At 43.9% G+C, this 19,366-nt stretch carries 13 protein-coding genes; 9 read left to right on the forward strand and 4 right to left on the reverse strand.

Going from position 1 to position 19,366, the window contains the following annotated elements; translation table 11 throughout:
- The first annotated feature begins 259 nt into the window (after positions 1 to 259).
- The 7 genes from JGK14_RS04530 to JGK14_RS04560 all read left to right on the forward strand — a co-directional run bounded on the left by JGK14_RS04530 (position 260) and on the right by JGK14_RS04560 (position 12,180).
- Positions 260 to 1,639, forward strand: a complete 1,380-nt coding sequence (locus JGK14_RS04530; RefSeq protein WP_293281414.1) for an AAA-like domain-containing protein — start codon at positions 260 to 262, stop codon at positions 1,637 to 1,639.
- A complete protein-coding gene (locus JGK14_RS04535) occupies positions 1,636 to 2,424 on the forward strand; it encodes an SAM-dependent methyltransferase (RefSeq protein WP_325314804.1) in 789 nt (262 codons plus the stop codon). Before JGK14_RS04530 ends, JGK14_RS04535 begins: the two co-directional genes overlap by 4 nt.
- An 81-nt stretch (positions 2,425 to 2,505) precedes the next feature.
- Positions 2,506 to 3,369 carry a tetratricopeptide repeat protein gene (locus JGK14_RS04540; RefSeq protein WP_325314805.1) on the forward strand — a complete coding sequence of 288 codons (864 nt, stop codon included), beginning with the start codon at positions 2,506 to 2,508 and terminating at the stop codon, positions 3,367 to 3,369.
- Between the two features lie 59 nt (positions 3,370 to 3,428).
- Entirely contained in the window at positions 3,429 to 4,835 is a 1,407-nt protein-coding gene (locus JGK14_RS04545; protein WP_325314806.1) for a tetratricopeptide repeat protein, read from the forward strand.
- Between the two features lie 97 nt (positions 4,836 to 4,932).
- Positions 4,933 to 5,211 (forward strand): hypothetical protein, encoded by a 279-nt coding sequence (locus tag JGK14_RS04550; RefSeq protein ID WP_293230870.1) that lies wholly within the window; start codon positions 4,933 to 4,935, stop codon positions 5,209 to 5,211.
- 112 nt (positions 5,212 to 5,323) lie between these two features.
- Positions 5,324 to 11,065: an AAA family ATPase gene (locus JGK14_RS04555; protein ID WP_325314807.1), complete on the forward strand. Its 5,742-nt coding sequence runs from the start codon at positions 5,324 to 5,326 to the stop codon at positions 11,063 to 11,065.
- A gap of 413 nt (positions 11,066 to 11,478) precedes the next feature.
- Complete coding sequence (locus JGK14_RS04560) at positions 11,479 to 12,180, forward strand: polysaccharide deacetylase family protein (protein WP_293196639.1); 702 nt, start codon at positions 11,479 to 11,481, stop codon at positions 12,178 to 12,180.
- Positions 12,181 to 12,356: 176 nt separating this feature from the next.
- On the opposite strand, the gene JGK14_RS04565 is transcribed toward JGK14_RS04560, so the two are convergent.
- Positions 12,357 to 13,997: a thioredoxin-like domain-containing protein gene (locus JGK14_RS04565; RefSeq protein WP_293232131.1), complete on the reverse strand. Its 1,641-nt coding sequence runs from the start codon at positions 13,995 to 13,997 to the stop codon at positions 12,357 to 12,359.
- Between the two features lie 212 nt (positions 13,998 to 14,209).
- Here JGK14_RS04565 and JGK14_RS33985 point away from each other — a divergent pair, with 212 nt between their 5' ends.
- Together JGK14_RS33985 and JGK14_RS04570 are read left to right on the forward strand one after the other, a co-directional pair.
- Entirely contained in the window at positions 14,210 to 14,461 is a 252-nt protein-coding gene (locus tag JGK14_RS33985; RefSeq protein ID WP_293176859.1) for a helix-turn-helix domain-containing protein, read from the forward strand.
- Complete coding sequence (locus tag JGK14_RS04570) at positions 14,439 to 15,188, forward strand: hypothetical protein (RefSeq protein ID WP_293196641.1); 750 nt, start codon at positions 14,439 to 14,441, stop codon at positions 15,186 to 15,188. The genes JGK14_RS33985 and JGK14_RS04570 overlap by 23 nt, the downstream gene beginning before the upstream one ends.
- On the opposite strand, the gene JGK14_RS04575 is transcribed toward JGK14_RS04570, so the two are convergent.
- The 3 genes from JGK14_RS04575 to JGK14_RS04585 all read right to left on the reverse strand — a co-directional run bounded on the left by JGK14_RS04575 (position 15,151) and on the right by JGK14_RS04585 (position 19,294).
- Positions 15,151 to 16,308: a DNA cytosine methyltransferase gene (locus JGK14_RS04575; protein WP_293176801.1), complete on the reverse strand. Its 1,158-nt coding sequence runs from the start codon at positions 16,306 to 16,308 to the stop codon at positions 15,151 to 15,153. The two genes, JGK14_RS04570 and JGK14_RS04575, sit on opposite strands and share 38 nt — an antisense overlap.
- Before the next feature lie 290 nt (positions 16,309 to 16,598).
- Positions 16,599 to 17,567 (reverse strand): arsenosugar biosynthesis arsenite methyltransferase ArsM, encoded by a 969-nt coding sequence (arsM, locus tag JGK14_RS04580; protein WP_293196642.1) that lies wholly within the window; start codon positions 17,565 to 17,567, stop codon positions 16,599 to 16,601.
- Positions 17,568 to 17,689: 122 nt separating this feature from the next.
- Positions 17,690 to 19,294 carry a hypothetical protein gene (locus JGK14_RS04585; protein ID WP_293176797.1) on the reverse strand — a complete coding sequence of 535 codons (1,605 nt, stop codon included), beginning with the start codon at positions 19,292 to 19,294 and terminating at the stop codon, positions 17,690 to 17,692.
- Positions 19,295 to 19,366: the final 72 nt, after the last annotated feature.

The raw sequence follows: 19,366 nt of genomic DNA on the forward strand, positions 1-19,366 counted from the left end.
TTACCTGCTTTACCCGATCGCAGTTTAATTCAGGCTTACCAATAATATTGGCTAGCCAGACAGTATCATTTTGCACTGCCGAGACCGATCGCACCACTCAAATTTAGCTATTTAAGATCGCAACTTAAGATTTGCGATCGGCAATTAACCAAACTCCCCCGGAGCTAGGGTTTGGCGCATTTGTAAGTTTTTCTATCTAACTGCTAAGTTGCTTAACTTGATAAAATTTTTATAATCTTGGGAAATCAATCATCATCACATGATAGTGTTACAAGCTCAACACAAAGAAAAAGATAAGCGCCAACGCGGTGTAATCCTTACCCTACAAGGATTAGAGAAATTAGAGGCAGCCAAAACAAAGGCAGAATTCGAGCAAAATAGCGGGAATCGGTATACTTTGGAACAAATAAGCGATCGCACGCGGTTAGCTGTGAATACTGTGATGAAAATATACACTCGCGAAGCTGGTGTCGATCGCAACACGCTAAAAAGGTGCTTCAGCGCTTTTAGTCTGATTCTGGAGCCCAGTGATTATGCCAGGGTGTTTCCTCAGAGTGACGGGGTTAAAGCATCCCATACCCCGCCCAAACCAGAAAAAGACATAGAGTTGGAATTACCATTAGGCCAAGTTCCCCTGGATTCGTCTTTTTATGTGGAGCGTCAGCCAATTGAATCTCAGTGTTACAAGACAATTTTGCAACCGGGAGCGCTAATCCGCATCCAAGCTCCCAGGCGGATGGGGAAAACCTCCCTCATGGCAAGGATTCTAGAGAAAGCTGCCGAGCAAGGCTATCAAACGATTGCGATAAATTTTCAGTTAGCAGATAGAGAAATCGTCCTAGATTTAGATAAATTCTTGCGGTGGTTTTGTGCCAACGTCGGTTTGGGTTTGCAACTGGAAAATCAGATGGCGGAATATTGGGATGAACTTTTTGGCAGTCAGCTTAGTTGCAAGATGTATTTTGAGGAGTATCTGCTGGCTGCAACAGATAAGCCTATAGTTTTAGCTTTAGACGATATCGATCGCTTGTTTCCCTATTCCAACCTGGCGAGCGACTTTTTCGGGCTTTTGCGAAGTTGGCACGAGGAAGCAAAGAATCGGGAAATTTGGCGAAAACTGCGGTTAGTCGTAGTGCACTCGGCTGAGATATATATTCCGCTGAGTGCGAATAGATCGCCGTTTAATGTCGGGCTACCGATCGGACTGCCACCATTCAATAGCGAGCAAGTACAGAATTTAGCCAAACGGCAAGGACTGGATTTGTCTGCTGAAAATGCTAAACAACTGGTGGCTTTGGTAAACGGAAATCCCTATTTAATACGATTAGCTCTTTATCATATTGGGCTCGGAGATGTGACTCCCGAGCAAGTGCTGCAAACCTCTGGTATTGCAGCGGGAATTTATAGCGATCGCTTACAACGAGAATTGTGGAACCTACAACAGGAGCCTGAATTGCTAGCAGCCTTTGTGCGAGTGGTGAAAAGCAGTATACCTGTAGAGTTGGGTTTAGTGGAGGCCTCTAAGTTGGAAGGTATGGGGTTGGTAAATTTACAAGGCAATCTGGCGGCGGTGAGTTGCCAGTTGTATTGGGAGTATTTTGGCTATCGATTCAGTAGCATTGGAGGAGGTTGCGTTTGAAAACGGGTTCTTTAACTGTTGTTGGTACCGGGATTCAATTGGTTGGTCATCTGACCTTAGCTGCAAAGGCGTCGATCGAGCAAGCCGACAAGGTTTTGTTCGCTGTAGCTGACCCGATTACTGGAAAATGGCTGCATACACTCAACGCCACGGCCCAAGCCCTGCCTTACAATACCGACAATCAGCGGCGCAGAGAGACATATCGGGAGATGGTCGATCGCATTTTGGCTGAAGTTCGTCAGGGATTGAATGTGTGTGCTGTTTTTTACGGTCATCCGGGCGTTTTTGCTGACCCCACCCATGCAGCGATTAAACAGGCGCGTCGTGAAGGTTTTAGGGCGCAAATGTTACCGGGAATTTCAGCGGAAGATTGCTTGTTTGCTGACTTGGGTCTTGACCCAGGGCGCAACGGATGTCAAAGTTTTGAAGCCACTGACTTTCTGATTCGGCAGCGTAAATTTGACCCAACCAGTGCTTTAATTTTGTGGCAGATTGCGACGATCGGCAATCTGGGTTTTTATCGGGAAGAAAGCCAACTGCGCGGCCTAACGGTGTTAGCTGAAGTGTTAGAAACATACTATGGTTCTGAACACGAAATAATTGTTTACGAAGCAGCAGTTTATTATCCGGTTTGCGAGCCAGTTATCCAGCATATTCCTCTGTCTAAACTGGCAGGAATTCGCGTTACTTTAGTTTCGACACTTTACGTTCCGCCTCAAGCGCCAGCACCTGTAAACAGTGAAATGATGGCGCGGTTGGGTATGTCTTTTGTTAAAGAAACTTAAGGTATTTTGCCAAGAGAATGTAGTAAAAACTACACTTTTTATCTGCTGGACAAAAAGTGTATGTGTTAGAGGAGAAAAAATGTGGTAAGGTCGCTTTATATAGAACAAAACCCTGACGATGCTAAGGCTCTGGCTCATAGTGGTGAAAACCAGCGGCTGACGGGACATTTTGAAGCAGCTTTAGACGATTTCAACCGATCGATCGAGTTGCAGGCTGACAGTGCTTGGGCGATCGCGCACCGAGGCGAAACCTATTATCTGATGAAACGCTATGAGGAGGCTCTAGCAGATTTCAACCGCGCCATTGAACTCAATCCGGATTATATTTGGGCGATCGCGCATCGAGGCGTAACTTACCGCTTTCTGGGAGAAGCATACTACACAAAGGCACTGACCGATCTGGATCGAGCGATCGAGCATCAATCGGATTACGTTTGGGCGCTGGCTTATCGCTGCCGCATCTATGAATTGATGAAGTGCTACAAGCAATCGCTGATTGATTTCGATCGAACAGTCGCCTTTGACAAAACCATTTTTGGTGGGAAAAATTGGCTGATTGAGAAAGGATTAATCTTTTGCTATGACGGCCAATATTCTGAGGCGATCGCCTGTTGCGAACAAAGGTTGCTAGAGGTTGCTGACGATACTACAGCTTTGTACTGTATCGCAATATCTAAGGCGCGCTGGCAGGGATTGGACAAAGCAGCAAGCGAAATCGAGCGATCGCGAACGGCTTTGCTTGCTCAATGGGAAACGGGCGATCGGGGAAATATTCTGTATCGCCTCTGCGGCTTAGAAATTTTGGAAGGTAACTGCGATCGAGCATGGCAGTATTTGCAGGAAGCTATTCCGATTAATGATGAAGCCATTGAGTTAGTCGGCCACGATCCGGCTTGGTTGGAGTGGCGGGATCACCCGAAAACTCTGGCATTGCTCGCAAGTTAAGTGTTTGAGAAAACAAATTTCAAGTAATTAAACATCAAGTGTCTTTTCAGGATAATTTTATGCAGATGGATATCAGCGATATGATGATGGCTCAACAAGCAGAAACTCTTCGCTTGTCAGGGGCTTACGAACAGGCGATCGAGATCTTTGAACAACTCCAAATGTATCCTGACAATGCTTGGGTTAATGCTCACTTAGGAGCAACCTATTACCATTTGATGGATTATGGGAAAGCAGAACATTATTTAAAGAAAGCGATCGACAAAAACGATAGGTATTTCTGGGCTCATGCACAGCTAGGTGAAACCTATCGTCTTCGAGCAATTACGGAAAATAACAAAAGGCCAGAATATGTTGAATTAGCTATAGATAATTTCCAAAAAGCGCTTGATGCTAGATCGCCAGAAGACTGCAACTACGCGTGGGCATTAGCTCACTTGGGGGCAACCCATCGCCTGTATATAACTAAGGGTATCAGCCAATTCCTGAATGAGCCGATATCTCAGCAACCTAATCCAGAGAATTCTTGCGGAAAAGAAAAGATACAACAACACGCAGAAGACGCTTTGAAATGCCTTAACAGAGCGATTGAACTCATGCCTACATACGCTTGGGCATGGGGTATGCGATCGACAGTTTACAGATTGGCTCAAGACTACGAAAATTCATTCTGGGATGTGGAAGTTGAAGCTGTAATAGCTCCGAATATGGAGATTATGCAACAGTCTTCTTCTCCCGTTCCATTCTTAAAAAGTGGCAGAGTAAATCTTTACGAACACGCTTTCTTGTCTTTTTATTTGACCAAGAAACAATCAGACCCAGAGGATAAAAAAAGACACTACGTTAGGGCGATCGCTTTTCTCCAACAAGCTTTGATACTTAGTCCAGGTGACTTGATGGCTAAGCTAATTCTCACCATAATTGAGGCTAACCAAAAGAAGGAAGAAAGAGGGTCATTAAAACCAAATGACATTAAAAATATTCACAGAAAATTAGAGCAGTTTTTTGAAGATACAGAAGTGGAGTTTTGCCAAAAATGTAAAAAGCTATTGCGACATCAAATTAATGTTCCAAAACCGTCAGTTAGTATAGAACAGTTGAAATTGATAAATAGTCATGCTGAGGAGGGACATAGATTAAAGAAGCTTGTTTTAGAAGATGTGATAAAACAACCTGATTTAGGTGTAAAAAAAACAGAGGCACAATTATGGCTATGGAAAAACTTTGAGCTGACAGAGATGTGGAGTTATATTCTTTTCTTTCTTTGTGAAGTAAGCCATCTTCTGGGAAACAAAAGTAATATTGGTACAGAAACAGCTTATCTAGAGCTTGCATTCCTCATCAATCCTTACTACGTTACAGAAAGGCTTTATCAAACTCCAGTGTTTTCACATGAAGACAGAGCAAAGATATTTAAAAAGTTGCACGATGATGGAATAGTGTTAAAATTTTCTGAACCCAATTAATGAAACCCTTAATTGCCAGAAAATCAACTGAAAAAATTAATGACGATTAGTTTAGTTCTTCACTGTTCGCGACCTGAGAGATTTAGGAGAATATCCCATGAGTAACCTATTGGATTTATTAACAGATTTAGCACTTGACCCCAAGAAACAAAGTGCTTTCATCAATAACCCCAGTTCCTTAATGGACGAAGTGGGTTTAACGGAAGCAGAACAAACCGCAATGATGAGTGGTGAAAATGCTACAATTGCCGCAATCTTTGCAGAGGAACGAGTTCCGTTTGCTATTACTTTAGTCGATCCCGGCCGCGATCCCTTGCCAGATCCAGACCCTTTTCCTCCTTCTCCACCGCCAGACCCCGAACCTGACTCTGACTAGAATGTGGATTTGAAGTCAAACCACTAATAATTTTCTACACTTGGGAAAGTAGATTGATATTTGACCATCTCAAACCGCACTTGTTGCGGTTTTTTATCATAAAAACCTTACTATGCACAATTACCAAATTACTGAAAAACTGCATGAGAGCAGTAACTCCTTAGTCTATCGCGGATATCGGCAAGCAGACAATCTGCCTGTTATCCTAAAAATGCTCAAACAAGCCTATCCTTCCCCTGAAAAAATTGCCTGGTTTAAGCGAGAGTATGAAATAACCCAAAACATTAACTTACCAGGCGTCATAGATGTTTACAGATTCCAAAACCTAGAAAATCACTGGGTAATTGAGTTAGAAGATTTTGGCGGCGAATCCCTCAATCAGATAATCGCTAAGAAGCAATTTACAATTGCTGAATTTCTCAATCTGGCCATTGAGATTGTTGACATTCTGGGTCAGGTTCACCAGCAGTATATTATCCACAAAGATATTAACCCATCAAATATTATTTTCAATCAGCAGACAGGTAAGCTGAAGCTAATTGATTTTGGAATTTCCACAACACTGTCGCGAGAAAACCCAACCTTTCTTAACCCGAACGTGTTAGAAGGAACGCTAGCTTATATCTCGCCAGAACAAACAGGTCGCATGAATCGATCGATCGATTACCGCACTGATTTTTACTCGCTGGGGATAACTTTTTATGAATTACTAACCGGACAGTTACCTTTCCCTAGGAATGATGTTTTGGAATTAGTCCATTGTCATATTGCTAAACAACCTATCCCACCGCACGAACTCAAACCAGAAGTTCCACCAATTATTTCGGCGATCGTGTTGAAATTAATGGCAAAAAATGCTGAGGAACGCTACTTATCGGCATATCAGCTAAAGGCAGATTTACAAGAATGTCTCAGACAATGGCACAGCAAAGAGCAAATTGACCCTTTCCCGATCGATCGGCACGAGATTTCCGATCGATTTCAAATTCCCCAAAAACTGTACGGGCGAGAGCGGGAAATTTCTGCCCTATTAGCTGCTTTCGAGCGAGTCAGCCAAGGAACCAGTGAAATGATGCTGGTTTCTGGATATTCTGGGATTGGAAAAACAGTATTAATCCAGGAGATATATAGGCCACTGACTCGCCAACACGGTTATTTTATTGCTGGTAAGTTTGACCAATTTCAACGAGATACTCCCTACGCATCCTTAATTCAGGCATTTCGTTCGTTAGTGCGGCAGTTACTAACAGAAAGCGATGCAGAAATTAGCAAATGGCGAGAGAAGTTACAAGGGTCATTAGGGGAAGCTGGAGGGGTAATCGTTGAAGTTATTCCTGAAGTAGAACTAATTATTGGTTCCCAACCACCCCTACCAGATCTCCCGCCAGCAGAACAGAGAAATCGCTTTAATCGGGTTTTGCAAAAATTTATTAATACATTTACTCAGCCCGAACATCCATTAGTAATTTTCTTAGACGACTTACAGTGGGCAGATATAGCCTCGCTGGAATTAATTCAACTGCTGATGACAGTAGCAGATAATAAATATCTATTTCTCATGGGCGCATATCGCGATAATGAAGTAACCGAGGCGCATCCGCTAACTCAAATTTTGGAAAATATTGCCAAAGCAAAAGTAACAACCATTAATAAAATATTGCTGGCACCTTTAGCCTTAACCGATATTACGCAACTTTTAGTTGATACGCTTTTTGCGGAATCAAAAAATGCTAAGCCACTTGCCGAATTGCTCCAGCAAAAAACTGGTGGTAATCCGTTTTTCATCAATGAATTCTTAAAGTCACTGCATTCTGAAGCATGGTTGTCTTTTAACTACAAATCTCAGCAATGGCAGTGGGACTTAAAACAAATCAAAGCACAACCCCTGACCGATAACGTTTTAGATCTGACTGTAAACAATGTCAAAAAACTCCCGACAGCAACTCAGGCAGTATTAAAATTAGCAGCTTGCGTGGGGAATCAGTTTGACTTAAAAACACTGGCAATTATCTATGAAAAATCTCTCCCAGCAACAGCAACAGATTTACAGTCAGCACTTCAATCCGACCTCATCCTGCCCCTCAGCCGTGCCTATCAGTTGGCGGAACTTGATGTAGCAGGTTTGTCCGATCGGTTAGTTGCAGAATACAAATTCGCCCACGATCGCATTCAACAAGCAGTTTACTCTCTCATCTCCGAAGCAGATAGACAGTCAGTACATCTGCGAGTGGGAAGGTTGTTACTCCAAAATACATCATCTGAAGAATTGTCACAGAAGCTGTTTGATATTGTCAATCAGTTAAACAAAGGCCGCACACTAATCGCTCGACAAATAGAGCGATACGAGTTAGCTCGCTTAAACTTACAGGCAGGTAAAAAAGCCAAATCTTCAGCGGCTAGTCAACCCGCTTTCAATTACCTTACGCTCGGCTTAACTTTGTTAAATAAAAAGAGTTGGTCGCAGCAGTACAACCTTACCTTAGATTTGTATTTAGAAGCAGCAGAAGTAGCTTATACAATTGCTAACTACGATGAAATGGAGCGCTTATCTGGGGTAGTTTTGCAAAAAGCCCAAACGCTGTTAGACAAAGTAAAAGTCTATGAAATTAAAATACAAGCTTATTGCGCCCAAACGAAATTTATGGAGGCGATCGAAATTGGGCTAGAAGTTCTGAAATTACTTGGGGTAGAATTACCGCAACGACCGAACCAATCCGATCTGGCACAAGAGATGGAGCAGATAAAATTTGCCTTAGCAGGCAGGCAACCCCAGGAGTTAATTGACTTACCGCCAATGACCGACCCGTATAAACTAGCAGCTATGCGGGTGATGAACTACTTGTTGAGTCCTGCGTTCGTCGCAATTAATCAATTGAGCTTGTTAATTTGGTGCCGACAGGTGAATTTATCGATTCAGTATGGTAATTCTGCTAGCTCTGCTTATCCATACATAGGTTATGGGCTGATCCTCTGCTCGTCAGGAGAGCTGGACGCTGGCTATCAGTTCGGTCAACTTGCTTTGAAATTACTAGAACGATTCAAAGATAAAACATTCAAAACAAGAGTTTATGCAATATATAAGGGATTTCTCAAGCATTGGAATGATCCTCTCAGAGACACATCTTCTTTTTGCATAGAAGCTTATCAAAATGGAATAGAAACTGGAGATATTGAATATGCTAGTAGCATTAGACTTAGCTATGCTTTCGCTTTGTACCTCAGCGGTGTAGAGCTGATCGATGCAAAAAAAGAGATGGCGAAAGCAATTGAAGTTACTAATCAAACTAAGCAGGAAGCATACAGTCATTGGACTCAAATCTATATGCAGGCAATCCTGAACTTGATCGAACAAGTAGAAAATCCCTGCTGTTTGATTGGTGAAGTATACGATGAACAAAAGATGATACCAGTTCATCAAGCAAGTGGCGATCGAACTGCGCTCATGCACGCTTATTCACATAAAGTTATCCTCTGTTATATTTTCGAGGAATTTCAGCAAGCTGTTGAGAATGCAGACAGCTTTGAAGAATATTCAGCTAATGCAGCTTCCTTGTTTATTCTCCCTGCTGTCTATTTGTACGATATGTTAGCGCGACTGGCGCTATATCCTAATTCCTCAGAGACGGCAAGAGAAGAAATCCTGACAAAGGTAGCTGCGAAACAAGAAAAAATGGACACATGGGCAAAGCAGGCTCCCATGAATTACCTGCACAAATTTTATCTAGTGGAAGCGGAACTCGCCCGCGTATCAGGCAACGATAAAGATGCCAGAGAATATTACGACAAAGCCATCATCCTAGCCCGCGAAAACGAATATCTCAACGAAGAAGCCCTCGCTTACGAACTAGCTGGCAGGTTTTATTTAGCCAGAAATCAAAATCATATTGCCCGTCACTACTTGCAAGATGCCCACTATGCCTATCAGCGCTGGGGGGCTGTAGCTAAGGTAAAGGATTTGGCAGCGCGATACCCGCAGTTTTTAGCACTCCAGTCGATCGATTCAACTCGAACAGATGCCCGAGACAATCAGCAAGATTGGGTTACAACAGGCAACAAATCGGGCGAAGTGCTGGATTTTGCCGCCATATTGAAAGCATCCCAAGCTATCTCGGGCGAAATCGTCCTCAAACAATTGTTAAACCAGGTGATGCAAACTGCGATCGCAAATGCAGGCGCCCAAACAGGTTTTCTCATCCTGGATCGAGGCGGGAATTGGGCGATCGAAGCCACAGCAGCAGTAGAGGGCGATCGCACAATTCTGCAATCCATTCCCGTAGATGCCGTCGAACCCGCAACCGGAATTCCCCTGCTGTCAACCGCCATAGTTAACTACGTCGCTCGCAGCCGCGAAAATGTAGTATTAAATAATGCCGCCGCCGAAGGACAATTTACCCGCGATACTTACATTACCGCCACTAAACCCAAATCAATCCTCTGCATTCCCCTGCTCGATCGAGGCAAACTAACTGCCATTTTATACTTAGAAAATAATCTGGCGATCGGCGCATTTACCCCCCAACGCATCGAAACTTTAAAAATCATTGCTTCTCAAGCCGCCATCTCCATTGAAAATGCCAATCTCTACGAACAATTAGAAGATTACAACCGAACTTTGGAGCTAAAAGTAGAAGAACGCACCCAAGAATTGTCGCATACCCTAGAAATTCTCAAAGCAACTCAAGCCGAATTAGTAATCGAAAATTCCCTGCTGAAAAGTGCGGAAGAACCGCCGAATTTCGATTACCAAGTCGGCGGCAGTTTGCCAATGGATGCACCTACATATGTAGTGCGATCGGCCGACAGACACCTATACAAAGCTTTAAAGTTGGGCGAGCTTTGTTACATCCTGAATGTCCGACAAATGGGCAAATCCAGCTTGCGCGTGCAAATTATGAAAAAGCTGCAAGCAGAAGGCTTTGCTTGTACCGCGATCGATATTTCTGTAATTAGCAGTCCTCAGAGCACTTTAGATCAGTGGTACGCAGGCTTTGCCTACCTTTTAGTTAGTGGTTTGCATCTGTTAAATAAAGTCAATATCCGTACTTGGTGGCGCGAACGCGAATTATTATCGCCCGTCCAACGTTTGTCAGAATTTATCAATGAAGTATTGTTAGCCAATATTTCTGAAAGAATTATTATTTTCATAGATGAGATAGATAGCGTCCTCGATCTTCAGTTTGACAACAGTGTATTTTTTAGCCTCATCCGAACTTTCTATAACAAACGTGCTGATAGTTCTGACTATCAGCGTCTGAATTTTGTCTTGTTAGGCGTGGCGACTCCTTCTCAATTAATTCAAGATAAAAACTCTACTCCCTTTAATGTGGGTCAAGCAATTCAACTCAAAGGTTTTCAAGTGCATGAAGCTCAACCCTTACTGCAAGGATTAACGAAACGAGTAACAAATCCGCAAACCCTACTTACAGAAGTAATCACCTGGACAGCCGGACAGCCTTTTCTCACCCAAAAAGTCTGCAAACTGATTTGCACTTCTGACTCTCCTATTCCCACTAACAATGAAGCAGCTTATGTGGAGGAGTTGGTGCGATCGCAAATCATAGAAAATTGGGAATCGCAAGATCAACCAGAGCATTTGAAGACAATTCGCAATCGTCTATTGCAAGATAAACAGCGTGCTGTTGAACTCCTAAAACTTTACCGAGAAATTTTACATCAAGGACAGGTTGTGGCTGTTGATAGTCCAGTAGAAACGGAATTGCTGATGTCGGGTTTAGTCGTCAAGCGAGAGGGTTATCTCCAAGTCAACAACCGGATCTATGAATTGGTATTTGACGATCGTTGGGTAGAAGGGATAGATCGGGTGCATCTGGTTTTTGAAGAGGGCGAAGCATGACCGCATATAAGTTATTAGTTATAATCCCATATTTTCTGCGGTCATGCTTCGCCCCTACACACGTATTTGCCTTGCACAGGTCGCTGCACCCGGTAGATCTAGGGCAGAAAATTCAGGAGAATTAAGCAAAAAATCTCAAATCTACCTGCAATCTCTGTTTGAACAATTATAAAATATCAGCAGACAATCCTCACTGCGAAGATAATACTTTTTTATATAATGTTAAGAATAATCTGCCCTCGATCGTGCTATAATCTGACATCAATATGACTTACGCACGGCCGCTCGGAAACCTGTTTTTTCACCCGAAGAGGCGTTACAGCCGGCAACAACGGCAAAAACCCGGTTTATGAAGGTTTTGATGCGTAAGTCCCGATCCATTCACTTTTCTTCTCAATCGAGTGCGTGCAGTTATGCGAATAGGTAAAAATTTACAAAAGTTTCTGCTTTTGACAATAGCGTTATTTTTTGCAGCATCGCTACTGATTAACGTTACTAAATTCCACAATTATTTTGGCATCAACCGCGCCGATACTCAAGAGAAAGTGGTGGCGCTTACCTACGACGACGGCCCCTATCCTCCCTATACAAATCAACTTTTAGATATCTTAGACCGCTATCGAGTTAAAGCAACTTTTTATGAAATCGGCCGCAATATAGAGAAACATCCCGAAATCGTCAAAATGATTGTGGCGAGGGGCGATGAGTTGGCAAACCATTCCTACTCTCATAAGGATATGATGTTTAAACCCCGGGAATATTTGCTGTCTGAGATTGAAAAAACGGACAAACTTTTGCAGGAATTGGGCGTTAAGCAAAATAGTATTAGTTTTCGGCCACCTTGGGGACGGAGATTTGTAGTTTTATCTTATTTACTTGCCCAAATGCACAAAAAACTGATTATGTGGGATGTGGATTCTCAAGATTATGAGAAAACTCACACGGTAGAGGATATCGCAAATCAGGTGATTAACAATGTGCGATCGGGTTCGATTGTGGTGATGCACGACGGCGGAGGCGATCGCTCGAAAACCGTATTAGCAACTGAGATAATTGTCAAGTCTTTGCAGTCAAAAGGTTATCAATTTAAAACTGTTTCTGAGTTGTTGAAATAATTAGACCTCTTGCAAAATAATTTTATGCTATAATGAAGGGTTTGGCTTAAGTGGAGCAGATTGCAGGTTAGATCAGCACTTTACAATTATGAGTTAGCTCTCAGGTCTAAAACTCAAAACCTTTAATTGTAACTCCGTGATTTTTTTTGCAAGAGGTCTATTATCAACATTTCGGATCAATCAGGGAGACAAACATCCGGCGCACACAAACTGTGAAAATCCAAAGTTGTGACCTCCAAAGTATCCAACTCAATTCGCCGAATCACGTGATTGTTCGTATCAGCAACAAACAAATGAGACCCGATAGCGCTCAAGCCTGAAGGTTCAAAAAATCGAGCTTTGAGACCTTTAGCATCTACCAAACCAGCTTTACCATCTCCAATCATCGTCATGCAAGTACCGCCCCGGTGGTCGATTCGCTTAATTTTGTGATTGTAAGTATCAGCAACCCAGAGGTAATTTTGAGCGTATTCAACACCCAAACAGTGCTGCAACCTCACCTCCTCACCGCGACCATCTTTATCCCCAAAACCAAACAATTCACCGCTACCGCAGACAGTGCGTACCTTCGGGTCTTCATCGATACCGACGGCGCGGATCGAACTAATTTCGCTGTCAGCGACAAACAACTCCGATCGATCCGTAGACAGGCCGCTGGGCTGAGAAAAAGCAGATTCCGCCAGACTACCGTCAACACAGGATTCTCGACCAATACCTGCGTAAGTGGCGATCGTACCAGTATCTAACTGCATCTCCCAAATTTGGTGCGAACCCGCCATGGCGATAAAAAGTCGATCGCCAACTCTTTCTAAATCCCAAGGCGAATTCAATGGCGTCTCTAAAGCCTTGCCGCTGCGGGGAGCAATTTCGTGACTTTGTTCGCCAGTACCAGCAACAGTTTGCACCCTTTGAGTCGTAAAGTCGATCGTTCTAATAGCGTGATTTTCCGTATCAGCAACATAGAGAATTTGAGTTTCTGCATCAAAAGCCATACCTTGAGGTGCAAAAAACTCAGCTTCTTCAAAGTTGCCATCAGTCAAACCCGGTTTCCCAGTACCAATGACGTGCAGTATCTCACCCTCGGTACTGCTGACAACAATTCGATTGTGTCCCGAATCGGCAATAAACAAGCAAGAACCGACCAAGTTTTGGATAACTGAATTAGCAGGCCCGGGCAGTACAGTTTCATCTAAAGATTCATTGTCCTCAGTCATTTCGCCCAACAGCGCCTCATGTTGGTGAAGCTGTTTTGCCTCCGTTGGCGCGATCGCAAATGCCAGCACTTTACCAGGAAAAGCCAGCGGTGTTGACACAGGTTTGCGCTGTTTTTCTAAACTGAAGCGAAGTTCTTGAAAGGCGATCGCATTTTTATCTTTGTATTCAGCAATTAACTTGCCAACTAACTGATCTAGTGCTTCTCTATTGCCTTCGCCCGAAACAAAGCCGACGACATAACTTTCTGGATCGATCACCATTAAAGTCGGCCAAGCGCGAACCGCGTAGCTTTGCCAAACTTTCATACCGCTGTCTACGATTACGGGATGTTCGATATCGTAGCGGAGGATAGCTTGGCGGATGTTTTCTACATCTTTTTCGTTTTCAAATTTAGCCGAGTGAACCCCGATTATCGTCAGGGAATCTTTATATTTTTGTTCCAGATATTTTAAGTCTGGGAGGACGTGCAAGCAGTTGATACAGCAGTAAGTCCAGAAGTCGAGGATGACGACGCGCCCTTTTAAGGATGCAATGGATAAAGGTTTTTCGGTGTTCAACCAGGGGTACTTTACGGGGAATTCTGGTGCTCTGACGCGAGGCATGGATATCTCCTTGGTGCGGGCTGAGTAAGTTTTACACTTCTTTAATTTAGCGAGAAGTTTGGGAGGATGGGGAAAAGCTGGTTAAATCTGGGCTTTTCGGCATAGGCAAGATGGCTGTGGCATAGGAGGGGGGAGAGTTCAGTGTTCATATTGCAGCATTGAATACTTTAGTCTGTAGAACTTTGGTATTCAAAACCTTACTATCTTTCTCTATGCAACCTAGCCAACTAGACCAAACTTTAGGACTAGAAATACAACGTCGTCGCATAGAGAAACGTTGGTCACAGGAATATCTGGCAGAAGTCACAGGTCTGCACAGAACCTATATCAGCCAGCTTGAGCGAGGGCTGAAAAGTCCATCTGTGAGGGTTCTTAGTCACATTACAAATGCTCTGGACATAACAATGGGTGAATTTTTACGAGCCGTAGAGGAACTCTTGAGTGCTGACAGAAAACGAAATTGAAAGATTGAGGCAAGCCATTATTACTACCATTGCATCTCCAGTTATCGGCTCGATAGAGGATTATACTTGGGAAGCAATTTTTCATTATGTCAAGGATATTCCTTTATCAGATCCAGCATTAGGACGTAGCAAACTCCTCTATGATGCTGTTGACACCACGACTGCAACTGGTTGGTCACTCAAGTCTCTTCAACTGAATAGTCTTACGGTTGTCAATACATTTTGGTTTGTCATTCAGAGAGCAGATGTTATCAAAAAGGCTACCCAACTTGGTTTTCCTGGTTTGACTGAACAATCCTCACCTGCTGAACTAGGAGCAGCTATTGTTCAGCATTGGAACGAGAAAATTATATCGAGTCAGGCAGCACAGAGCATTATCAATAGCTATGAAGGCATATTGCTGAAAACCATTAGAGGATATGAATATATTTACTGTGAATTCTCTCTTAATCCACTTGACCCAAATGCTTTTTCTTGGGCTTGGACAGTTGATAGAGTTACTGGAAAATCAGGAGCAGGGCTACAAGGCAGTATTGCAGGTAAGCCAGAGTTAGTTTGGTACAAGAATCAAAAGCAACTTTTCAGAGCTAGAACCATCTCTCCAGAAGCCGTTCACATCAGGGTTGAGCGAACTCGTCTTACACTTGATCGATATGTGCAGACTGTGCTCTCAGCTTTGCAAGATCAACTCAGTACACAGTCTTTTGACGGTGAACTTCGAGAATAGATGCAGCTATTACTTTGCCTAGAAGTGGGGGTACTGATTCTCCAATTTGAGAAGCCATATCAGTGTACGTTCCCAGAAAGTGAAAGTTATCTGGGTAAGAGTGCAATCTTGCAGCTTCACGGATTGTAATTGTCCGATTTTGGGTTGGATGAAAAAACCTGCCAGATCCTGGATGGAAAACCCACCTTGTGATAGTTCTTGCTGGTTTATCCCAGTAAAGCCTTCCATATGCACCGCTATAGTGCTTTTTAGGGGCTAATTCAGGTGGCAAGTCTCTAGCATCTTGCCCTTCACTAAGAAGACGCGCTCTTGACATTTGAATGGGACTCAAAGCACGAGCAACGTGATTGAAAAGTTTCGTACTTCCATTACGTATCATTGCTTGGTACGCAGTTTGGGGTGGCAAAGGATAAACTTCAGCATTATATTCCTCTCCTGCATTCAATGACGGCAAATCTCCAATCGCATCTCTAACTGTGACGACTGAAGAAATGTTTGATTTTAGGAGACTCAGTTGGTAACAAGATTTCGTAGCTCTGTAATCGCTTCTAATCTCGCCAGCGTGTGTAGGTTCAGGAAATTGAAGTGGTTTATCTAAACTAGCCACGAAAAAAGCCCTTGATCTGGTCTGCGGTACTCCATAATGCGCGGAGTTTAGCGATCCATAAGTTACTTTATAACCTTGCAATTCAAGTTGTTGTATAATTTCATTCTTAACTACACCACCGTAAGCTTTCAAGATTTCAGGTACGTTCTCCATAACAACGTAAATGGGTCTAAATTCTTGTACGAATTCTAAAAATGTCCGATATAACTGATTGCGAGAGTCGCTAAGATATCGATAGTCAGCAGGAATATTTCTTGAAAATCCTTGGCATGGGGGGCCACCTATCAACACTGTTAGTTCCTCCCTCTGCAAACCCAAACATAATCGCAAATCCAAAGGATTGACCTCGCGTATATCCTGATGAACAATTTTGGTGTTTGGGTAATTGTGCTTATAGGTCGCTAGGGCTTTAGCATCCACCTCGATCGCACATAAAGATTCAAAACCAGCTAGGTGAAATCCTGTAGTCAAGCCACCCGCACCAGAAAATAAGTCAATAGTCTTATATGTCATACTCGAATACTATAGTATTAGGACTTGCTTGTCAACCAACTTCAGCAATTGGCGTCTCTTGCTTCTCCTAAATTTTATGCTTGCTTTTCCCTGCAATTATTTTCCCAAATAACCCATACACCATAAAGATTTGAAAGAGGCAGCTATAGCCTTTCTCAAAAAGATGAGGTACTCATGGGGATAGGCCTCCGTGGGTTCCGTGGCCTCCGTGGCCTCCGTGGGCATACCTCACTTTTTTGATAACCGCTATATCTCTGCGGTGAACGCTACCTCCCCATTCCGAAATAAATTTAACAGCAACCGCCGCCGTTATAATGCCAAGTCGAATCAGTAATCAACACCTGATCCGGCATCAATCCCCCCAACTTCCCAGCCGTTTTATCGCACACCGCCGCCGGAACTCCTCGCTGCAAAACGTGACCTGCTCCGTCATCAAACAGCTCTTCAGACCCCGCATAAATCGCCGTCTTGCCCGTGAAAATGCAAGCGCCATCCGGGGGGATGTCCACTTTAAAGGACACTGTATCGAGGCTTTCTAACAACAGATCCGCATCCAATTTGTAATTGTGTTTGTCCAGCAGCCTGTAAGGACGGCGCGCCCGGACTTCCACTTGCCCAAAGCCCACGTCTACAAGGTGTTGAACGTATTCTGCGTATGTCAGAGCACCCGACAAACACAAAGCCCGCAAGCGCTGATCGTCTTTCAAATGCTGCGGAATTGCGCGAGTTGCGATCGGATCGCTCATCAACAACCTGCCCCCTGGCTTCAACACCCGATAGGTCTCTTTTAATGCCTTAGCTAAATCCGCAGGTTCAAAGATATTAAACAAGCAATTTTGTGCGACAACATCAACAGAAGCATCCGGTACCGGCAACGCAAAAGCATCGCCTTCTATAATTTCCACAAAACTCTCGTCAAACCAATCATTTTCGTGGGCGGCAATTTGCAAGTTGCGTGCAGCCGCGTCTCGCATTGCTGCAACCGGATCGACGGCAATAACCGATCCATTGTGCCTAGAAAAATAAGCAAATTGCAGTGCTTCCAATCCGCCGCCGACGCCGACATAAAGCACGACTGGATTTCCGACAAGTTCGGCGGCGTGAACGGTGGTGCCGCAGCCGTAGTTCATTTCTTGCATTTGTTCGGGAATTTTTAATCCTGGCAGTTGCAAGGGGCTGCTTTGGACGCAGCACAGTCCGATTTGGGGGGTTTCGGCAACGTCGCTATAAAATTGGGCTGCTGTTTCTAAATATGTCATGTTCGATTTCCCTGAGTTTTTTTTACCGCAGATGTAGGCGGATTTACGCTGATGCACGCAGATGAATTCTGAAATATTTTTTAGGTTTCAAATTCGACTTTTTCTTCGGATTTGGGTATGTTTTATGGTTTGGAAACTGTTGTTTCTGGAACTTCTAATTCGGCGCTTTGGGGATCGATAACTGACGGCGCTGGTGCTATTAGATTGGGAGATGCTTCTGGTATGGCAGGAGCGACTAATTTAGGCACAGGAGCTTTGTCTGTTATTTCTGGCAGGGCTGTCTGTACTGAAGGATCGGTAGGTTCGGTAACTTGATTCAAAAAGTTGCGGAACCGATTGTAGTATCCTTTGTATTCTTGTTTTTGTGTTTCGGGAGATGGTGTTGGTTTTGGCTCTATTATTTTAACGGGTACAACAACTTTGGGGGTTTCTAACTCTGGGGTTGCTGTTGGTTTTGGTTCTATGACTTGAAGTGGTTCCACAACTTTGGGGGTTTCTAGCTGTGGGGTTGCTGTCGGTGTCGGTGTCGGTTCTATGACTTGAACTGGTTCTACAAGTTTTGGTGCTTCGAGTTGGGGGGTTGCTGTTGGTGTCGGTTCTATTGTTTGAACGGGAGCAACTTTTGGCTCTAAGCTCGGCTCGGTAGCTGGGGTTTCTGGAACCGCTGGTGAGGGTTCGGCTACTGGTGTTTTTTCTAATGCAGGTGTCGGTGTCGGTTCGGGTGTTGGTTCGGGTGTCGGTTCGGGTGTTGGTTCGGGTGTTGGTTCGGGTGTTGGGGTTGGTACTTGGTAGGTACGATCGACTATACCGCGAGTTTCTGCTACTGTGATCTCGCCCCGCACTAATTTAGAAAAAGTATCTTGCCCCTGGGGTTGGTAATCTATCAGTCTGACTGTATTATTAAAGGCGTTTTTGACGGTATTTCCCTGTTCGTCGATTAATTCTAGCTGCACCCAGTTTTTCCCGGGTTTGAATCCTTTAAGATATATAGGTTGCAACTGGTCGATCGCGAAACTTTCCCCGTTCACTGTGGCTCGAATTTTCCAATCGAGTATGTCATCTTGGGAATTTGCTTGAGCCACTTGGTGCAAAGGCGCATTTGTCAAGTAAAAATCGAGCAGGATTGGTTCTGCCCCGTAGCTGCCTTGCGGGCTGTTGTACGTTAGTAGGGGCAATGTGCGATCGGGATTGTTGTCCTGTGTTTTGGTAAAAATGTGAAAGGTGGTTTGGGCCAAAGCACCTTCGTTTTTAAAGCTTTCTTCCCAAGGTCGAGCTGCGAACACCCGCAGGGTATGGGTTCCGGGTTCTAAGTTGGAGAGCGTTAAAGTTTGGTTGATGTCGTAAACTGCTGCATAAGGTTGGTTGTCTAATAAAACTTGCAGGTGGGGCCCCAAACCCAAGTTTGCTTCTTTGAAAATGGGGAAGTCCTTGACTTGGAACTTAACAGACACATTTATATCCTGAAGCACTTCGTCAGGTTTTGGATTCAAAATACTTATTTGAGGCTGGTAAATTTCTAGAGCCTGACGCAGTTGTTGAATGGCTTCTGGGGGAGAAACCTCTGAGATTCTGTTTACCTCGGCGGTAGCTGAGCCGCTCTTGTTTCCTGATTTGGGCATGGAGGGATGGCCCGCGCCACAACTTGCTACACCCAAAATCAATACTGCTGCTGCAAACAATGCCAGCAGCCTGCCTGCAACCGTTCTCTGCCAATTGATGCCAATCACGCAACTATACTCCTAGAAGCCTTCTCATAGGGAACTATAGCCCAAAACTGAATTTAGTATTGCCGAATTGCC

It is taken from the genome of Microcoleus sp. PH2017_28_MFU_U_A, from assembly GCF_020738035.1.
Lineage (GTDB): Bacteria > Cyanobacteriota > Cyanobacteriia > Cyanobacteriales > Microcoleaceae > Microcoleus.